Origin of the sequence: Pseudomonas sp. SMV71, assembly GCF_052042015.1 — a bacterium.
Lineage (GTDB): Bacteria > Pseudomonadota > Gammaproteobacteria > Pseudomonadales > Pseudomonadaceae > Aquipseudomonas.
This window is the reverse complement of the sequence record NZ_JBKGGU010000001.1, coordinates 129,423-145,201: the sequence shown is the minus strand read 5'-3', so window position 1 is coordinate 145,201 and position 15,779 is coordinate 129,423. Positions and strand designations below refer to the sequence as shown.

At 62.4% G+C, this 15,779-nt stretch carries 15 protein-coding genes; 9 read left to right on the top strand and 6 right to left on the bottom strand.

From position 1 onward, the window contains the following. The first annotated feature begins 73 nt into the window (after window positions 1-73). From adk to ACLEJQ_RS00720, 6 genes are all read left to right on the top strand, one after another. The gene (gene adk / locus ACLEJQ_RS00745) at window positions 74-724 is read left to right on the top strand and encodes an adenylate kinase (RefSeq protein ID WP_440791252.1); all 651 of its coding nucleotides are present in this window, start codon (window positions 74-76) and stop codon (window positions 722-724) included. A 93-nt stretch (window positions 725-817) separates the two neighbouring features. Continuing rightward, window positions 818-1,495, top strand: coding sequence for a tRNA (adenosine(37)-N6)-threonylcarbamoyltransferase complex dimerization subunit type 1 TsaB (gene tsaB / locus ACLEJQ_RS00740; RefSeq protein WP_440791250.1), 678 nt, complete (start codon window positions 818-820; stop codon window positions 1,493-1,495). Window positions 1,496-1,809: 314 nt separating this feature from the next. Then, entirely contained in the window at window positions 1,810-2,118 is a 309-nt protein-coding gene (locus ACLEJQ_RS00735) for a hypothetical protein (protein ID WP_440791248.1), read from the top strand. Further along, the gene (locus tag ACLEJQ_RS00730; RefSeq protein WP_440791246.1) at window positions 2,118-2,978 is read left to right on the top strand and encodes a DUF72 domain-containing protein; all 861 of its coding nucleotides are present in this window, start codon (window positions 2,118-2,120) and stop codon (window positions 2,976-2,978) included. The genes ACLEJQ_RS00735 and ACLEJQ_RS00730 overlap by 1 nt, the downstream gene beginning before the upstream one ends. Before the next feature lie 32 nt (window positions 2,979-3,010). After that, the gene (locus ACLEJQ_RS00725; RefSeq protein ID WP_440791244.1) at window positions 3,011-3,835 is read left to right on the top strand and encodes an isocitrate lyase/PEP mutase family protein; all 825 of its coding nucleotides are present in this window, start codon (window positions 3,011-3,013) and stop codon (window positions 3,833-3,835) included. Window positions 3,836-3,848: 13 nt separating this feature from the next. Beyond that, the gene (locus ACLEJQ_RS00720; RefSeq protein WP_440791242.1) at window positions 3,849-4,547 is read left to right on the top strand and encodes an extensin-like domain-containing protein; all 699 of its coding nucleotides are present in this window, start codon (window positions 3,849-3,851) and stop codon (window positions 4,545-4,547) included. Window position 4,548: 1 nt separating this feature from the next. On the opposite strand, the gene ACLEJQ_RS00715 is transcribed toward ACLEJQ_RS00720, so the two are convergent. Then, on the bottom strand, window positions 4,549-5,169 hold the full coding sequence (locus ACLEJQ_RS00715) for an energy transducer TonB (RefSeq protein ID WP_440791240.1): 621 nt from the start codon (window positions 5,167-5,169) through the stop codon (window positions 4,549-4,551). Window positions 5,170-5,262: 93 nt separating this feature from the next. On the opposite strand from ACLEJQ_RS00715, the gene ACLEJQ_RS00710 reads away from it, so the two are divergent. Next, the gene (locus ACLEJQ_RS00710) at window positions 5,263-6,045 is read left to right on the top strand and encodes a class I SAM-dependent methyltransferase (RefSeq protein WP_440791238.1); all 783 of its coding nucleotides are present in this window, start codon (window positions 5,263-5,265) and stop codon (window positions 6,043-6,045) included. Window positions 6,046-6,325: 280 nt separating this feature from the next. On the opposite strand, the gene ACLEJQ_RS00705 is transcribed toward ACLEJQ_RS00710, so the two are convergent. Then, window positions 6,326-6,961, bottom strand: coding sequence for a TetR/AcrR family transcriptional regulator (locus ACLEJQ_RS00705; RefSeq protein ID WP_440791236.1), 636 nt, complete (start codon window positions 6,959-6,961; stop codon window positions 6,326-6,328). 94 nt (window positions 6,962-7,055) lie between these two features. Between ACLEJQ_RS00705 and ACLEJQ_RS00700 the strand changes: the two genes are divergently transcribed. Both ACLEJQ_RS00700 and ACLEJQ_RS00695 read left to right on the top strand, forming a co-directional pair. Beyond that, on the top strand, window positions 7,056-8,156 hold the full coding sequence (locus ACLEJQ_RS00700; protein WP_440791234.1) for an efflux RND transporter periplasmic adaptor subunit: 1,101 nt from the start codon (window positions 7,056-7,058) through the stop codon (window positions 8,154-8,156). Window positions 8,157-8,162: 6 nt separating this feature from the next. Then, window positions 8,163-11,228, top strand: a complete 3,066-nt coding sequence (locus tag ACLEJQ_RS00695) for an efflux RND transporter permease subunit (protein ID WP_440791233.1) — start codon at window positions 8,163-8,165, stop codon at window positions 11,226-11,228. 187 nt (window positions 11,229-11,415) lie between these two features. Here ACLEJQ_RS00695 and ACLEJQ_RS00690 read toward each other — a convergent pair whose 3' ends face one another. From ACLEJQ_RS00690 to plsB, 4 genes are all read right to left on the bottom strand, one after another. Beyond that, the gene (locus ACLEJQ_RS00690; protein WP_440791231.1) at window positions 11,416-12,105 is read right to left on the bottom strand and encodes a DUF4197 domain-containing protein; all 690 of its coding nucleotides are present in this window, start codon (window positions 12,103-12,105) and stop codon (window positions 11,416-11,418) included. Window positions 12,106-12,137: 32 nt separating this feature from the next. Next, window positions 12,138-12,542: a YbaY family lipoprotein gene (locus tag ACLEJQ_RS00685; RefSeq protein WP_440791229.1), complete on the bottom strand. Its 405-nt coding sequence runs from the start codon at window positions 12,540-12,542 to the stop codon at window positions 12,138-12,140. A 95-nt stretch (window positions 12,543-12,637) separates the two neighbouring features. Further along, complete coding sequence (locus tag ACLEJQ_RS00680) at window positions 12,638-13,012, bottom strand: hypothetical protein (RefSeq protein ID WP_440791227.1); 375 nt, start codon at window positions 13,010-13,012, stop codon at window positions 12,638-12,640. A gap of 96 nt (window positions 13,013-13,108) precedes the next feature. After that, window positions 13,109-15,631 carry a glycerol-3-phosphate 1-O-acyltransferase PlsB gene (gene plsB, locus ACLEJQ_RS00675; protein WP_440791225.1) on the bottom strand — a complete coding sequence of 841 codons (2,523 nt, stop codon included), beginning with the start codon at window positions 15,629-15,631 and terminating at the stop codon, window positions 13,109-13,111. Between the last annotated feature and the right edge of the window lie 148 nt (window positions 15,632-15,779).

The window sequence follows — 15,779 nt, the reverse complement described above, 5'->3', positions numbered from 1 at the left end:
CCAACCCGTTTTGCGAGATTGGCCCCACGAGGCGAATCCGAGCGTTTACATAAAAAAATTGAGGAGCACATCGATGCGCGTCATTCTGCTGGGAGCTCCCGGGGCCGGTAAAGGTACTCAGGCAAAGTTCATCACCGAAAAATTCGGTATCCCGCAAATCTCCACCGGCGACATGCTGCGCGCCGCGGTCAAGGCCGGCACGGAGTTGGGCGTCAAGGCCAAGAGCATCATGGATGCCGGCGGCCTGGTATCGGATGACCTGATCATCGCCCTGGTCAAGGACCGTATCGCTCAGGCCGATTGCGCCAATGGCTTTTTGTTCGACGGTTTCCCACGCACCATTCCCCAGGCCGAAGCCCTGGTAGAGGCCGGCGTGGAGCTCGATCACGTGGTTGAAATCGCCGTCGATGACGAGGAGATCGTCCAGCGCATCGCCGGTCGTCGCGTCCACGAGCCGTCGGGTCGCGTCTACCACACCGTGTACAACCCGCCGAAACTCGCCGGCAAGGACGACATCACCGGTGAAGAGCTGGTGCAGCGCAAGGACGATACCGAGGAAACCGTGCGCCATCGCCTGTCGGTCTACCATTCCCAGACCAAGCCGCTGGTAGCCTTCTATCAGCAGTTGTCGGCCAAGACCCAGGGCAAGCCGAAGTACAGTCACATCGCCGGCGTCGGTTCGGTAGAAGCCATCACCGGCAAGGTGCTTCAAGCGCTGAGCTGAAAAGTCCGATTGCTGCAATCATCCACGGCCCGCTTGCGGGCCGTAGTTGTTTATACTGGCGCACTTTTTCCCACCTGATTTACGGACACACCGATGAGCACCTTGCTGGCCCTGGACACCGCGACTGAAGCCTGCTCTGTTGCCTTGCTGCACGACGGCAAGGTCACGAGCCATTACGAGGTGATCCCGCGCCTGCATGCCCAGAAACTCTTGCCGATGATTCAGCAACTGCTTGGCGATGCCGGAGTGACCTTGCAGCAAGTGGATGCGATTGCCTTCGGTCGCGGGCCTGGAGCCTTTACCGGCGCACGGATTGCCATCGGCGTGGTGCAGGGCTTGGCCTTTGCCCTGGAACGACCGGTGTTGCCGGTTTCCAACCTGGCGGTACTGGCCCAGCGTGCGTTGCGTGAGCATGGCGCCCGACAAGTGGCGGCGGCCATCGATGCGCGCATGGACGAGGTGTACTGGGGTTGCTATCGCGAAACCGATGGCGAAATGCGTCTGGTAGGCGCTGAAGCGGTACTGCCACCGGAAGCGGCGACATTGCCAGCGGGTGCTGACGGCGACTGGTTCGGCGCCGGCACCGGCTGGGGCTATGGCGAGCGGATCGCCGTCAACCTCAGCGGCCGAGACGCAACCGCGCTGCCCCATGCGCAAGACCTGCTGGCCCTGGCCCGCTTCGCCTGGGAGCGCGGCGAAGTCATTCCGGCGGACGATGCGCAACCGGTGTATCTGCGGGACAAAGTCGCTGTTCCCAAGTCTGAGCGGTAAATCTCTATAGCGATGAACATTTGAGTGGGCAGCGTTGTGGCGAGGGAGCTTGCTCCCGCTTGAGTGCGAAGCACTCATCGCTTTTTTTGGGGCCGCTTCGCGACCCAGCGGGAGCAAGCTCCCTCGCCACAGGGGGATGCGTTTCTCTCGAAAGTCATTTCCCAGTCGCAAAGTCACACCCCATATCGCCAGTCGTCACTTTTTCATCGGGTTTTTAAACCTTTTCGGCTTTATGTGTTCTAGTTATCACTTGTGCGTTTGCGCGGCCAGGAAAGTGCCGCTAAATTGCCATCACTGATACCGAGCATTTTGTCATGCGTATAGACGGCGTTTCCTCTCAGTCCTATCCCATCAAGCGCAAGCCTCGTGCGAGCAAGGCTGCCGAGCCCGAGTCTTTCGATGACATCGATGGTGAGTTGGAAACCCCATCTGAAGAACAATTGGCCGCCCGCGCCGCCAAGGCTTCCGCGCAACGCCTGAGCAATCTTCCGGCCCGCCAGCAAGACATGCTGTATCACCGCTCCATGAGTCGCAGCGTGGCGACGGCCCTGGCCAGCTACCTGAGCACCGCCGGCTTCGTCGATTGGGATATGGAAGTGCTGGGTCTCGACCTCTACATCTGATGGTGTTGCCTTACTACCTGGGCTGTCCGTCCTGGAGCGAAAACGCCTGGCGTGACTATCTGTATCCCCAGGATGCCAAAAGCTCCGATTTCCTCAATCTCTATTCCCAAGTGTTCAACGCCGTGGAAGGCAACACGACCTTCTACGCGAGCCCGTCTGCGACCATTGTCCAGCGCTGGGCCGAGAGCATGCCCGAGCACTTTCGCTTCACCGCCAAGCTGCCCGGCGACATCAGCCACAACGGCGACTTGCGCGAGCATCAGACGGCTATCGAAACCTTCGTGCAGCTGCTCAGCCCATTGGGACAGCGGGTTTCGCCGTACTGGTTGCAGTTGTCCAAGGCCTTCACGCCCCATCGGCTGCCAGAGCTGGCAGGTTTTATCGATGCCTTCGACGGGCCGTTGGCGGTAGAAGTCCGCCACGCCGAGTTTTTCGCCAAGGGCGAGGCTGAGCGACGTCTCAATCGCCTGCTGCTGGATCGGGGCATCGAGCGCATCTGCCTCGACCCTCGGGCCTTGTTCAGTTGTACCTCCACCGATCCCTCGGTGCTCCACGCCCAATCGAAAAAGCCCCGTGTGCCGCCCAGGCCCACGGCGTTCACACAGTGTCCGCAGGTGCGTTTCATCGGGCATCCGGTGTTGGAAGCCAACGAATCGTTCCTGACCCCGTGGGTGGAGAAAATCGCCGGCTGGATCGAAGAAGGGCGCACGCCTTACATTTTCCTGCACACCGCCGATAACCGGCTGGCGGCAAAACTGGCGCAACACTTCCACAGTCGATTGATGCGTCGATTGCCTGGCTTGCCGGCCTTGCCTGAGCTATACAGAGAGCCCGCCGCCGAGCAACTCGGTTTGCTCTGAGGCGCATTCTTCCCTGCCCAGGAGCGAACACCATGGATGCGCAAATTCGACGAGCCCAGGCCTTCAAGGCCCTGCATGAACGTGACGGGGCGTTTGTCATCCCCAACCCGTGGGATGCCGGGTCCGCCAAAATGCTCGCCTCTCTTGGATTCCAGGCCCTGGCGACGACCAGCGCTGGCCACGCGTTTTCCCTGGCGCGGCCCGATGGTGCGGTGGGGCTGGAAGACACCCTGGCCAATGTCCGGGCGATTGTGGCGGCCACCGACCTGCCGGTGGCAGTAGACCTGGAAAACGGCTTTGCCGATGCGCCCGAGGATTGCGCCCGCAACCTGCTGCGTGCGGCAGAAGCCGGCGCGGTGGGCGGCTCCATCGAGGACGCCACGGGGCGTGAGGACAGCCCGATCTATTGCTTCGATCATGCCGTGGCACGGGTCAAGGCCGCAGCCGAGGCGGTGCGCAATTTGCCGTACCCGTTCCTGCTGACTGCCCGTGCGGAAAACTTCCTGCATGGCAATCCGGACCTGGACGACACGATTCGCCGCCTGAAAGCCTTTGCGGATGCCGGCGCCGATGTGTTGTATGCCCCGGGGCTGAGCACCGCCGGACAAGTGCTGGCGGTGGTACAGGCCGTGGCACCGAAGCCGGTGAATGTGCTGATGTCCGGCGCGTTGGACATGACCGTTGCGCAATTGAGCGAGCTGGGCGTCAAGCGCATCAGTGTCGGGTCGGCTCTGGCCTTGGCGGCATATGGCGAGTTTTTCCGTGCTGCCGAGGAAATCCAGCAGCAGGGCACGTTCACCTTCACCCGGCGCTCGATGCCGTTCAAGCAGGCCAACGAGCTGTTCAAGGGGCGATGAACGAGGCATGGCCGTGCGGGTTCTGAAAGGATTACTGGTGCTGGGGCTATTGATTGGCGTTGCGGCGTTCGCGGTGTGGCGCGGTTGGCTGTCACTGCCGCCGCAATGGAATCCCTGGGCGCCCCTGGACGTCAACGCGGCGCCGAACCTGCTGACCCGCTACAAGCTCATGGCCCTGCGCAACGACCCGCAACTGTGCGACCAGGCCATTGCGACCTCCGGGCTGCGGACCGCTCGCCAGGCCGATAGCGGCGCCAAGACCGATTGCCCTCTGGTCAATGTGCTGCGGGTTCAGGGCGGTGAAGTGGCGTTGAGCAGCAGCTTTCTGGCCAGTTGTCCGCTGGCGGTGGCGTTCGCGCTGTTCGAGCGTCATGCGCTGCAACCGGCGGCGGCAGCGGCCTACGGGCAGAAAGTCGCACGGGTCGACCATCTCGGCAGTTTCGCCTGTCGCAATATGTACGGGCGTGAGAGCGGGGCGCGCAGCCAGCATGCCACGGCCAGCGCCCTGGACATCGCCGGTTTTCGCTTGGCCGATGGGCGCACGGTCAGCGTGCTCAGGGATTGGCCGAAAGACAGCAACGACGCGCGTTTCCTGCGTCAGGTGCGCGACGGCGCCTGTGACACGTTCAGTGTGGTCTTGAGTCCGGATTACAACGCCGCGCACCGTAACCATTTTCATCTGGACGTGGGGCCGTGGTGGATCTGTCGCTGAATCAAGCGGCGATGCGCAGGTTCTGCAAGACGATCGGGCGTGCCCAGCGGGTGTCGAAGTCCAGTTCTTTCTGCTGGGCCACGAGTTCTTCTTCCGGGAACGGCGGGAAGGGTTTGTCCAGCAGGTCGAGATCGAACTCGGCGATAGGCAGGTGCAGCGGGCGCGGCTGTGGCGCCGGGCCGGGCTCTGGCAATGGTTGGCCGGCGGCAAGGACGATGGGGCGAACCCAGTGGCTTTCGAAATCCTGCTGTTTTTGCTGGGCGGTGATTTCTTCCGGCGGGAAGGGTGGGAAGGGCTTGTCCAGCAGGTCGAGTTCGAATTCGGCAATCGGCAGGAACAGCGGCTCGGGCGGGGCCACCAGGGTTTCCTTCACGTCGCAGGTGCGCTGGCTGACAATGTGGTCCAGCAGCTCGGCGCCGAGGGTCGGCTCGACATTTTCATCAAGGGCAACGGGCTGGTAACTACCCGGCGCCGGAGCGGCATCACCCAACTGATCGGCCAGGGCCTGGGCAAAAAAATCCTGCCACAGGTGACTGACGCCGCTCAGGGCCTGGGTGTTGCGCAGGCGGTAATCACCGTAGGGGGAGATGATGCCTGGCGCTATGGAATGAATGTCTGACATTTTTCTCGGTCGACGCTCAGCTCTGGCAAAATGCCGTTCACTGATGTTATCGGCCGGTTTTGCCGATCCTTAATTTTTTGAGCGTGTTTTTCCATGAGCGAACAACCGGCGGCCTGCCGCATCCATGTCGAGGCCCTGGCCCCGAATTTCCAGGCGCAGGCCGAACATTGGGCGCAGCGGCTCGACTTGCCGTTGCAGGTAGACGATGGCGAATTCGCCTTGCAAGTCGGCGAACAAGGGCTGCAACTCCAGCAATTGGGCCCGGATGCGCCGGGGCCGGTGCGGGTGGACTTCGTCGAGGGCGGCGCGGCCCATCGTCGGCTGTACGGCGGTGGCAGCGGCCAGATGATCGCCAAGGCGGTCGGCATCGCCCAGGGCGTGCGTCCGCGAGTGCTGGATGCCACAGCCGGGTTGGGCAAGGATGCATTCGTGCTGGCGAGCCTGGGCTGTGAAATGAGCCTGATCGAGCGCCAGCCGCTGATCGGCGCCTTGTTGGAGGATGGCCTGGCCCGTGCGGCGGAGGATTTCGACGTCGCACCGATTGTGGCCCGCATGCGTTTGCTCAAGGGCAATTCCATCGAGGTGATGCGCAACTGGGAAGGGGAGCCACCCCAGGTCATCTACCTGGACCCGATGTTTCCTCATCGTGAGAAGACGGCCCTGGTGAAGAAGGAAATGCGTCTGTTCCGTCCCCTGGTGGGCGATGACCCCGACGCCCCGGCGCTGCTCGCCGCAGCCCTGGCCCTTGCGACCCACCGGGTGGTGGTCAAGCGCCCGAGAAAGGCCCCGTGCATCGAAGGGCCGAAGCCGAGCCACGGGCTTGAGGGAAAATCCAGTCGCTACGATATTTATCCCAAGAAAGCCCTCAAGGCCTGAGACCGCGGCGCCCCCATCGCGAGCAGGCTCGCTCCCACAGGGTCCTGTGGTGTGCCGTAAATCCTGCAAACAACATAGATCACTGTGGGAGCGAGCCTGCTCGCGATAGCGGTGGGTCAGTGGGTGCAGATCTTGATTGTGCCGACGCTTTCGCGGGCAAGCCCGCTCCCACAGGGGGGGCTGCGGTGGACATGGATTCTGTGGGCACCTCGATCAAAACTGTGGGAGCGAGCCTGCTCGCGATGAGGCCCTTGTAGCCCGCGCAAAGCTGCGGGATGACCTAAGGCCTGTAAGCCCGCAGGAACAACCCCACCACCTCCTGCACATGGGCTTCGGCCGCTTCGGGTCCCAGCGGGGCGCCGCAGCCATACAGCAGCCGGAAATTCGCCGCGCCCTTGATCAGGCAAAAGAAATGCTCGGCGGCATTGCGGGGTTTGTCGATGTTCAAGGCGCCGCTCTGGTTGACCTTGTTCAGCAGGCGCTCCATGCCGGACAGCATCCGCTGCGGGCCGGCCTCGTAGAAAATCGCCGAGAGTTTCGGATCCTGGCTGCCCAAGGCCATGATCACCCGATGCAGATTCACCGACTCTTCGCTGTTGATCAACTGGTGAAAGCCGCGGGCGATGTTCAACAACACCTGTTCAATCGCAGCGCCGTCCGGCCATTCGAAGAACAGCGGCGGTACCTGCTCCTCGCATTTGGCGATCACGGCGGCGGAAAACAACGTCTCCTTGTCATTGAAATGGCTGTACACCGTCAGCTTGGAAACACCCGCCTCGGTGGCGACTGCGTCCATGCTGGTACTGGCGTAACCCAGGCTTACGAACAGGCGTTTGGCCGCGTCAAGAATGGCCTGGCGCTTGGCCGGGTCCTTCGGACGGCCGGGGCCGCTGGGAGTTGAAAGATTGTTCGACATTTCTTCGCTTTAATACTGGACTGGTCAGTTTGCTATTAATAACATACTCGCCAGTATAATTATTCCAAGCATCATTAGCGAAAGGTCGCCCGCCATGTTCCGCTATGCGTTGTCCCTCGCCGTGCCAGTCAGCCTGGCTTTTTTATTGTCTGCGTGTGGCCATGACGAGCCGGTGGCCGTCGCCGTGCGCCCGGCCATGGTGGTCAAGCCCGAGCCTTCGGCCCAGGCGACAGAGAGTTATCCCGGTGAAGTACGCGCGCGGTTCGAGCCTGACCTGGCGTTTCGCATCGGCGGTAAAGTGAGCCGGCGGCTTGTTGAAGAGGGGCAGCGGGTCAAGGCCAATCAGCCGCTGGCTGAGCTCGATCCCGAAGATGTCCGGTTGCAACTGGAAGCGACCCGGGCCCAGGTCGCTGCCGCCGAGGCCAACCTGAACCTGGTGCGCGCCGAGCGTGATCGCTACAAGACCCTGATGGAGCGGCAGATGGTCAGCCGTTCGCAATACGACAACGCCGAAAACCTCTATCGCGCAGGCAGCGCGCGACTCAAGCAGATCAAGGCCGAGTTCGATGTAGCCAGCAACCAGGCCAGCTACTCGGTGCTGCGTGCTCCCCAGGATGGCGTGGTCGCCCGCCGTGCAGTGGAAGTCGGGCAAGTGGTGTCGGCTGGGCAAACCGTCTTCACCCTGGCCACCGACGGTGAGCGTGAAGTGCTGATCAGCCTGCCGGAACAGAGCTTTGGCCGGTTCAAGGTTGGTCAGCCGGTCTCGGTGGAACTGTGGAGCCAGCCCGACCAGCGTTTCAGCGGTCGCATTCGCGAACTTTCCCCGGCCGCCGACCCCAGGTCTCGTACCTTCGCGGCCCGTGTTGCCTTTAACGCTGGCAGTGTGCCGGCCGAACTGGGCCAGAGTGCCCGAGTGTTTATCCAGACCGCCGACAAGGTGCCGCTGGCCGTGCCATTGTCAGCCCTGACGGCGGAGAACGGTGCGACCTATGTCTGGGTGGTCAACCCTGACAGCACGGTGAAGAAAGTCCCGGTCCGGGTCGGCGCCTTTGGCGAAAAAACCGTCCCAGTGCTCGAAGGCCTTGGCGCCAATGACTGGGTGATCGCGGCGGGCGTGCACGTGCTGCTCGACGGCCAGAAGGTGCGGCCGGTGGATCGCTCCAATCGCGTGGTCAACCTGGCGGCCAAGGAGTAATCCCCGATGGGTTTCAATCTTTCCGAATGGGCGCTGCGCAATCGCCAGATCGTACTGTTCCTGATGCTGTTGCTGGCCATCGTTGGCGCGCTTTCCTACACCAAACTGGGGCAAAGCGAGGACCCGCCGTTCACCTTCAAGGCCATGGTCATCCGGACCAACTGGCCGGGAGCGACCGCCGAGGAAGTCTCGCGCCAGGTCACCGAGCGCATCGAAAAGAAACTGATGGAAACCGGCGATTATGAACGGATCGTTTCGTTCTCTCGCCCTGGTGAATCCCAGGTGACGTTCATGGCCCGTGACTCCCTGCATTCGGCGCAGATTCCCGAGCTTTGGTATCAGATCCGCAAGAAGGTCAGCGACATTCGCCACACCTTGCCGCCGGGCATCCAGGGGCCGTTTTTCAACGATGAGTTCGGCACGACTTTTGGCAATATCTACGCGCTCACCGGTGACGGTTTCGACTACGCGGTACTCAAGGATTACGCCGACCGTATCCAGATCCAGCTGCAACGGGTCAAGGACACCGGCAAGGTCGAACTGATCGGCTTGCAGGACGAAAAGATCTGGATCGAGCTATCGAACGTCAAGCTGGCCACCCTCGGCCTGCCGATGGCTGCGGTCCAGCAGGCCCTTGAGGAGCAGAATGCGGTGTCCACCGCCGGGTTCTTCGAAACCAGCAGCGAGCGTTTGCAGCTACGGGTCTCGGGCAATTTCCAGACCGTGGAGGAGATCCGCAACTTCCCGATCCGCGTCGCCGACCGCACGTTCCGTATCAGCGATGTCGCCGATGTACGTCGTGGTTTCAACGATCCACCGGCGCCGCGCATGCGCTTCATGGGCGAGGACGCCATCGGCCTGGCCGTGGCGATGAAGGAGGGCGGTGACATCCTGGTGCTGGGCAAGGCCCTGGAAGCCGAGTTTGCCCGGATCCAGAACAATCTTCCCGCCGGCATGCAGTTGCGCAAGGTTTCCGATCAGCCGGCGGCGGTGAAGACCGGCGTCGGCGAGTTCGTCCGGGTGCTGGTGGAGGCGCTGGTGATCGTGCTGCTGGTGAGCTTCTTTTCCCTGGGGCTGCGCACCGGGATGGTGGTGGCCCTGGCGATTCCGCTGGTGCTGGCGATGACCTTTGCCGCGATGTACTACCTGGGGATCGGTCTGCACAAGATCTCCCTCGGTGCGCTGGTGCTGGCTCTCGGATTGCTGGTGGATGATGCGATCATTGCGGTGGAGATGATGGCGATCAAGATGGAGCAGGGCTTCGACCGGCTCAAGGCCGCCAGTTTCGCCTGGACCAGCACCGCGTTCCCGATGCTGACCGGTACGCTGATCACTGCGGCGGGCTTCCTGCCGATTGCCACCGCGCAATCAGGGACCGGCGAATACACCCGCTCGATTTTCCAGGTGGTGACCCTGGCCTTGCTGGCGTCCTGGGTGGCCGCGGTGGTGTTCGTGCCCTACCTGGGTGAGCGGCTGCTGCCGGACCTGGCGAAAATCCATGCAGCCAGGCATGGCAGTGGTCACGGCCAGCCCGATCCCTACGGCACGCCGTTCTACCAGCGCGTGCGGCGGTTGGTGGAATGGTGCGTGCGGCGGCGCAAGACCGTCATCACCCTGACCGTGCTGTTGTTCGTCGGCTCGGTGGTGCTGTTCCGTTTTGTACCGCAGCAGTTCTTCCCGGCGTCAGGGCGGCTGGAGCTGATGGTCGATTTGAAACTTGAAGAAGGCGCGTCCCTGAGTAACACCGCCGAGCAGGTCAAGCGTCTGGAGGCGTTGCTCAAGGATCACCCCGGCATCGACAACTATGTCGCTTATGTCGGCACCGGTTCACCGCGCTTCTACCTGCCGCTGGATCAACAACTGCCGGCGTCCAGCTTCGCCCAGTTTGTGGTGCTGGCCAAGACCATCGAAGACCGCGAGCCGCTGCGCAGCTGGTTGATCAGCACCTTGAACGAACAATTCCCGACCCTGCGCTCGCGGGTCACGCGCTTGGAAAACGGTCCGCCGGTGGGCTACCCGGTGCAGTTTCGCGTGACCGGGGAGCACATCGAGGAAGTCCGGGCTCTGGCGCGGAAAGTGGCGACGAAGGTTCGCGAAAACCCCTACGTGACCAATGTGCACCTGGACTGGGAAGAACCGAGCAAGGTGGTGTACCTGAACGTCGATCAGGACCGTGCCCGTGCCCTGGGCGTGAGCACCGCCAACCTGGCGAGCTTCCTGCGCAGTTCCCTGACCGGGTCCAGCGTCAGCCAGTACCGTGAAGACAACGAGCTGATCGAGATCCTGCTGCGGGGCACGGTGCACGAGCGCACCGAGTTGTCGCTGTTGCCGAGCCTGGCGGTGCCTACCGAGAATGGGCGCAGCGTTGCGCTGTCGCAGATCGCGACATTGGAGTACGGCTTCGAAGAGGGCGTGATCTGGCACCGCAACCGCCTGCCGAGCGTGACCGTGCGGGCGGATATCTACGGCAAGGAACAACCGGCGTCCCTGGTGCAGCAGATCTTCCCGACCCTGGACCCGATTCGTGCCGAGCTGCCGGACGGTTATCTGCTGGAAGTCGGCGGTACGGTGGAAGATTCGGCCCGTGGACAGAAGTCGGTGAATGCCGGGGTGCCGTTGTTCATCGTCGTGGTGTTGACGCTGCTGATGCTGCAACTGCGCAGCTTCTCACGCACGGCGATGGTGTTTCTGACCGCGCCTCTGGGCTTGATCGGCGTCACGCTGTTCTTGCTGGTGTTCCGCCAGCCGTTCGGGTTCGTCGCCATGCTCGGCACCATCGCGCTCTCGGGGATGATCATGCGCAACTCGGTGATCCTGGTGGATCAGATCGAGCAGGACATCGCAGCCGGGCTCACGCCTTGGCAGGCGATCATCGAAGCGACCGTGCGCCGTTTCCGACCCATCGTGCTCACCGCACTGGCGGCGGTGCTGGCGATGATCCCGCTGTCGCGCAGCCTGTTCTTCGGCCCGATGGCCGTGGCGATCATGGGCGGGCTGATCGTGGCGACGGCGTTGACGCTGTTGTTCCTGCCGGCGCTGTATGCGGCGTGGTTCAGGGTCAAGAAGGCCTGACACGCCACTGCACTCCGAAACTGTGGCGAGGGAGCTTGCTCCCGCTCGGTTGCGCAGCAACCGCAAACGCTTGGGGCCGCTGCGCGGCCCAGCGGGAGCAAGCTCCCTCGCCACAGGTCATGTAGTTTGTCAGGTATGTAGTATTTTCATCGCGAGCAGACTCCCACAGTTTGTTTTATGTGGGGGCTTAGAGCGTCCCGAACACCTTCTTCGCCAGGCTGGTCGCCGCGGCAGCCGGGTTCTGGCGAATGGTGGCTTCCTGTTTGCCGATCATTTCGAACAACCCGTCCAGCGCCTGTTCGGTCACGTAGTTCTCGATGTTCGCGCTCTTGGCGTCCACCACGCCGAGGGACGCGGCCTGGCCGGCGAAGGTGTTGTATTTCTGAGCCAGACCGACCTTGTCGGTGGCTTGCTTGACGATGGGCAGGAACTTGGCGCGGATCTGCTCGCGGCTGCTCTTGTTCAGGTATTGCGTCGCCGAGTCATTGCCACCGCTCAGGATGCCCTTGGCATCGTCCACGCTCATGTTCTTCACCGCGTTGACCAGGATCGGCTGGGCCTGGACCACCGCCGCTTCGGCGGCCTGGTTCATGCTGGTTTCCAGTTGATCGACCTGCTCGCCCATGCCGAAGGCCTTCATCTTGCTGGCGACTTTGCCGAGCTTGCCCGGCAGCTCGATCTTCACGTCCGGGTTATTGCTGAAACCGCCCGGCGCGCCCAGTTGCTTGACCGCCACTTGCGCGCCCTGGGTCAGGGCATCCTTGAGGCCACCGGTGGCATCCTTTTGCGACAGGTCGCCCAAGGACAGGGCCATGGCGTTGGCGCAGATCAGCAGGCCCGCGCACAGGCCGGTGAAACGGAGGGTAGAACGGAGCATGGTGGCGTCCTTGAAGAAGTTTGGAGAGGCAATCAGCGTGCGGCGTTGACGCGGATCTTCAACGGTTGCGGGTCCTTACCGTCGAGCTGCACGGGGTGTTGCTCGGTGGTGATGAACATCAACTGGCCGTCCGCCTCGATGCGGGCGCTGACGGCGTAGCGATGGCCGGGCTTGACCCGGGTGGGATCATAACTGAGGTGGAACGGTAGTGGGACCTGGCCGTTGACCGGGCCGCTCTGCTCGTCGAGCACCACGGCTGGCGCGTCGGCCAGCGAGACATCCTGCAGGCTCACGCTCAAGGTGGCGTTGGGCGGCAGGGCGATGCGTTGCAGGTAGAAGACTTCACCGTCCAGGGACGCGACGGTGGCGGTAGGGGATGGCGCCGATTGGCAGGCGGCCATCAGGGCGATGGATGCAAACAGAGCGATTTTTTTCATTGGAAGTACCTGGTTCGGTGGCGCCCGGCATGTACCGGGCGCCACCGAACCTCTAGCGAAATTTACGTCCAGGCATCCAGCCGTTACGTCGCGGTTCAGGAACCGAACGCGGGTGCCTGGGCAGTTTCAGCCTGCGATGCTGGCGCCAGGCTCAAGGGGATGTCAACGTGTTGATCGGTGCCATCCCAGGCGAAGGTGTGTTCGGTATCCAGAAAAACAGCGGTGGCCCCTTGGTAAATCTGGGCGCTGACCGACAGCTCGTCCCCTTCGTCAAAGGCTTGCGGATCGATCTGGAAACGATGCTGCCAAGGGTTTGCAGCCACCGGTTCCGTTGGCGCTACGTTGGAACCCTGGCCGCCGCTTGCGCTGATCTGAATGCCGCGGGCGTCCCGAACACTGACTTCGGGGCGGCCGTCTTCCGGCAGTTGAAAGCCTTCCGGCAGGCGCATGGTTAATGTGATGATCTTCATGATGACTTCCTTTTCATTACGTCGACATTGACGTGAGCCCATCCTAGGGCTCACTTACGCAGCTTTCTGTAGGTCTTTTCTTCGAGTGCTGTGGGTTTATCCGTTTAGCGGTGTCGAATCATCGCTTTCCGTGGTCATGACGGCCTCCGCCGCGTCCTCGCTGCGATGCAACGCGACCTGGCGGATCGACAGGCGAATCTCTGCCGGCAGCACCCGCTTCGCCGCGCCCTCGGCCAACTCGCCCAGCAGTTCGTGATAGCTCAGCTTGCCGGCTTCGTCGCGACGCAGTACGTCGAGGTCGAGCAGGGTCTGGATGAAGTGCCGGAACAGGCTCTTGTCGAAGAACTCCGGGGCGTTCAGCCCATGCAGGATCGACAGGCGCTGGGCCATCACGGTGCACAGGTCTTCCAGCTCTTCGGCGCTGACGCTGTTCTGCCCACTGTTGAGCAGCAGCGAGACGGTCATGTAGAAACGCTGCAAGGTCTGGGCGATGCTCTTGGACAGCAACGTCAGCAATACGAAGTGCCGCGAGCTCGGGGCCGGGCGCAGGTACAGATCCTTTTCGAAACGCAGCAGGCCCTGTTCGACGAACGCTTCGAGCCACTGGTCGACCACGCCCTCCAGCTCCTCCAGCGACCAGCGAATGAACAGCTCCGATTGCAGGTACGGGTACAGCGCACGGGTGTAGCGCAGGATTTGCTCGCGGCTCATGCGCGAGGTGCTCTGGAAGAAGCTGGCAAGCAACGCCGGCAGGGCGAAGATGTGCAGCACGTTGTTGCGGTAGTAGGTCATCAGTACCGCATTCTGCTCGTCCAGGTACAGGATTTTGCCCAGGGCGTCGCTCTGTTCGGACAGCAGGTCCATGTCCTTCACATGTTTGATCAGCGCTTGCCCGTCGCCCTCGGGCAGGGTGGTGTGGGGGGAATAGGGCACTTTGCGCAGCAATGCCAGGTAAAGGTCCAGCACCCGGGCCATGGCATGGTGGTCCAAGGCCAGGCGGCTGGTGGACAGCAAGGCCAGGGCCACGAGGTTGACCGGGTTGATCGCCGCGGCTTCGTTCAAGTGCCGGGCCACGCGCTCGCCCAGGCGATGGGTGGTTGCGTTGAGCCACGCCGGTTTGAACTGTGGCCCCAACTCCTGTTGACGCCAGTCGGGCTGTTCGGCGTCCAGAAACTCCGCCAGCTTGATCGGCTCGCCGAAGTTCACTGCCACCTGGCCAAAGCGCTGCTTGAGGGCGCCGATGACTTTGAAGATATCGAAGATCGATTCCTTCTTCTTGCTGGCCCCGCGCAGTTCGCCCAGGTAGGTACGGCCTTCCAGCACGCGCTCGTAGCCGATATAGACCGGCACGAAGACGATGGGCGTGCGCGATGAACGCAGGAAGCTGCGCAGGGTGATGGCGAGCATGCCGGTCTTGGGTTGCAGCATGCGCCCGGTGCGCGAGCGCCCGCCCTCGACGAAGTATTCCACCGGGAAGCCCTTGGTGAACAAGGTGTGCAGGTATTCGTTGAACACCGCGGTGTAGAGCGGGTTGCCCTTGAACGTGCGGCGCATGAAAAACGCTCCGCCACGGCGCAGCAGGCCGCCGATGACCGGCATGTTCAGGTTGATGCCGGCGGCGATGTGCGGTGGTGTCAGGCCGTTGCGAAACAGCAGGTACGACAGCAGCAGGTAGTCGATGTGGCTGCGGTGGCACGGTACATAGATGACCTCGTGACCGGGCGCGATCGCTTGCACATTTTCGATGTGGTTGACCTTGATGCCGTCGTAGATCTTGTTCCAGAACCAGCTCAGCACCACCTCCAGGAAACGGATCGCGGTGTACGTGTAGTCGGAGGCGATTTCATTGCCGTAGCGCAGGGCCTGGGCCTTGGCTTTTTCCGGAGCAATCTTTTCCCGTTCGGCCTCGTCGGCAATCGCCTGCTTGACCAGCGGCTGGTTCAACAGGCCCTTGACCAGGTTGCGCCGGTGAGAAATGTCGGGGCCGATGACCGCAGACTTCAGGTTGCGAAAGTGCACCCGCAGGATCCGCTGGGCCATGCGCACGGTGCGTTCGTGGCCCTTGTCGTGCTCGATCAGCTCGCGCAGGTGGATCGGCGCGGAGAACTGCACGCGGGTCTTGCGCCCCAGGATCATGATGCTCAGCAGACGCCGCAGGCGCCCGGTGACGGCCCAGCTGTCGGCGAACAGCAGCTTCCAGGGACTGGATTCACTGTCGGGCGATTGGCCCCAGAACACGCTGACCGGGATGATCTGCGCATCCTCGGCGGCATCATGGCTCAGCACATTGACCAGCCGCGTCAGGGTCGGCGGCGCGCCGCGTTTGTCCTGGCGCCCGAGCCAGTCCGGTGCCGGGGTCAGGTAAAAAAACGCCGCCGGCTCCAGCAAGTTACCTACTGATACTGGCAGAACCGGACGGGGCAGGCCGGCCTTGGTGCACTCGGTGTCGAGCACCGCCAGGTCGGTCAGCGATGGATCTTGCAGGACGTAGAACACCGGACGGCTGCGGTCGAGGTTGAGGGTGAAGGACGACTGGTTGATGGTCTCGGAGCGAACCCAGAGGTACAACAGCCGGCGCAAGGTGCCAAACACAAGACGGCGGAACGGAGAACGGGTCATACGGCTTCTGCATGAGTGGATGAAACCGAGCGGCTGCTCGGGCTGGCTAGTGTGCAGGATTCATCGAAAATCGGCAAAAAAGCGCCGAAGTAAAGTCAGTTGAGAGTTTTTGCGGCTGTCATATACTCGGTCGGCTAGCCGCCTTCGC

Coding starts and splice junctions, on each gene's coding strand:
- ACLEJQ_RS00710 (WP_440791238.1), top strand. CDS start 5,263: ATGAGCGAACAACCGGCGGCCTGCCGCATCCATGTCGAGGCCCTGGCC.
- tsaB (WP_440791250.1), top strand. CDS start 818: ATGAGCACCTTGCTGGCCCTGGACACCGCGACTGAAGCCTGCTCTGTT.
- ACLEJQ_RS00735 (WP_440791248.1), top strand. CDS start 1,810: ATGCGTATAGACGGCGTTTCCTCTCAGTCCTATCCCATCAAGCGCAAG.
- ACLEJQ_RS00685 (WP_440791229.1), bottom strand. CDS start 12,542: ATGAAAAAAATCGCTCTGTTTGCATCCATCGCCCTGATGGCCGCCTGC.
- ACLEJQ_RS00705 (WP_440791236.1), bottom strand. CDS start 6,961: ATGTCGAACAATCTTTCAACTCCCAGCGGCCCCGGCCGTCCGAAGGAC.
- ACLEJQ_RS00695 (WP_440791233.1), top strand. CDS start 8,163: ATGGGTTTCAATCTTTCCGAATGGGCGCTGCGCAATCGCCAGATCGTA.
- ACLEJQ_RS00680 (WP_440791227.1), bottom strand. CDS start 13,012: ATGAAGATCATCACATTAACCATGCGCCTGCCGGAAGGCTTTCAACTG.
- plsB (WP_440791225.1), bottom strand. CDS start 15,631: ATGACCCGTTCTCCGTTCCGCCGTCTTGTGTTTGGCACCTTGCGCCGG.
- adk (WP_440791252.1), top strand. CDS start 74: ATGCGCGTCATTCTGCTGGGAGCTCCCGGGGCCGGTAAAGGTACTCAG.
- ACLEJQ_RS00690 (WP_440791231.1), bottom strand. CDS start 12,105: ATGCTCCGTTCTACCCTCCGTTTCACCGGCCTGTGCGCGGGCCTGCTG.
- ACLEJQ_RS00730 (WP_440791246.1), top strand. CDS start 2,118: ATGGTGTTGCCTTACTACCTGGGCTGTCCGTCCTGGAGCGAAAACGCC.
- ACLEJQ_RS00715 (WP_440791240.1), bottom strand. CDS start 5,169: ATGTCAGACATTCATTCCATAGCGCCAGGCATCATCTCCCCCTACGGT.
- ACLEJQ_RS00700 (WP_440791234.1), top strand. CDS start 7,056: ATGTTCCGCTATGCGTTGTCCCTCGCCGTGCCAGTCAGCCTGGCTTTT.
- ACLEJQ_RS00725 (WP_440791244.1), top strand. CDS start 3,011: ATGGATGCGCAAATTCGACGAGCCCAGGCCTTCAAGGCCCTGCATGAA.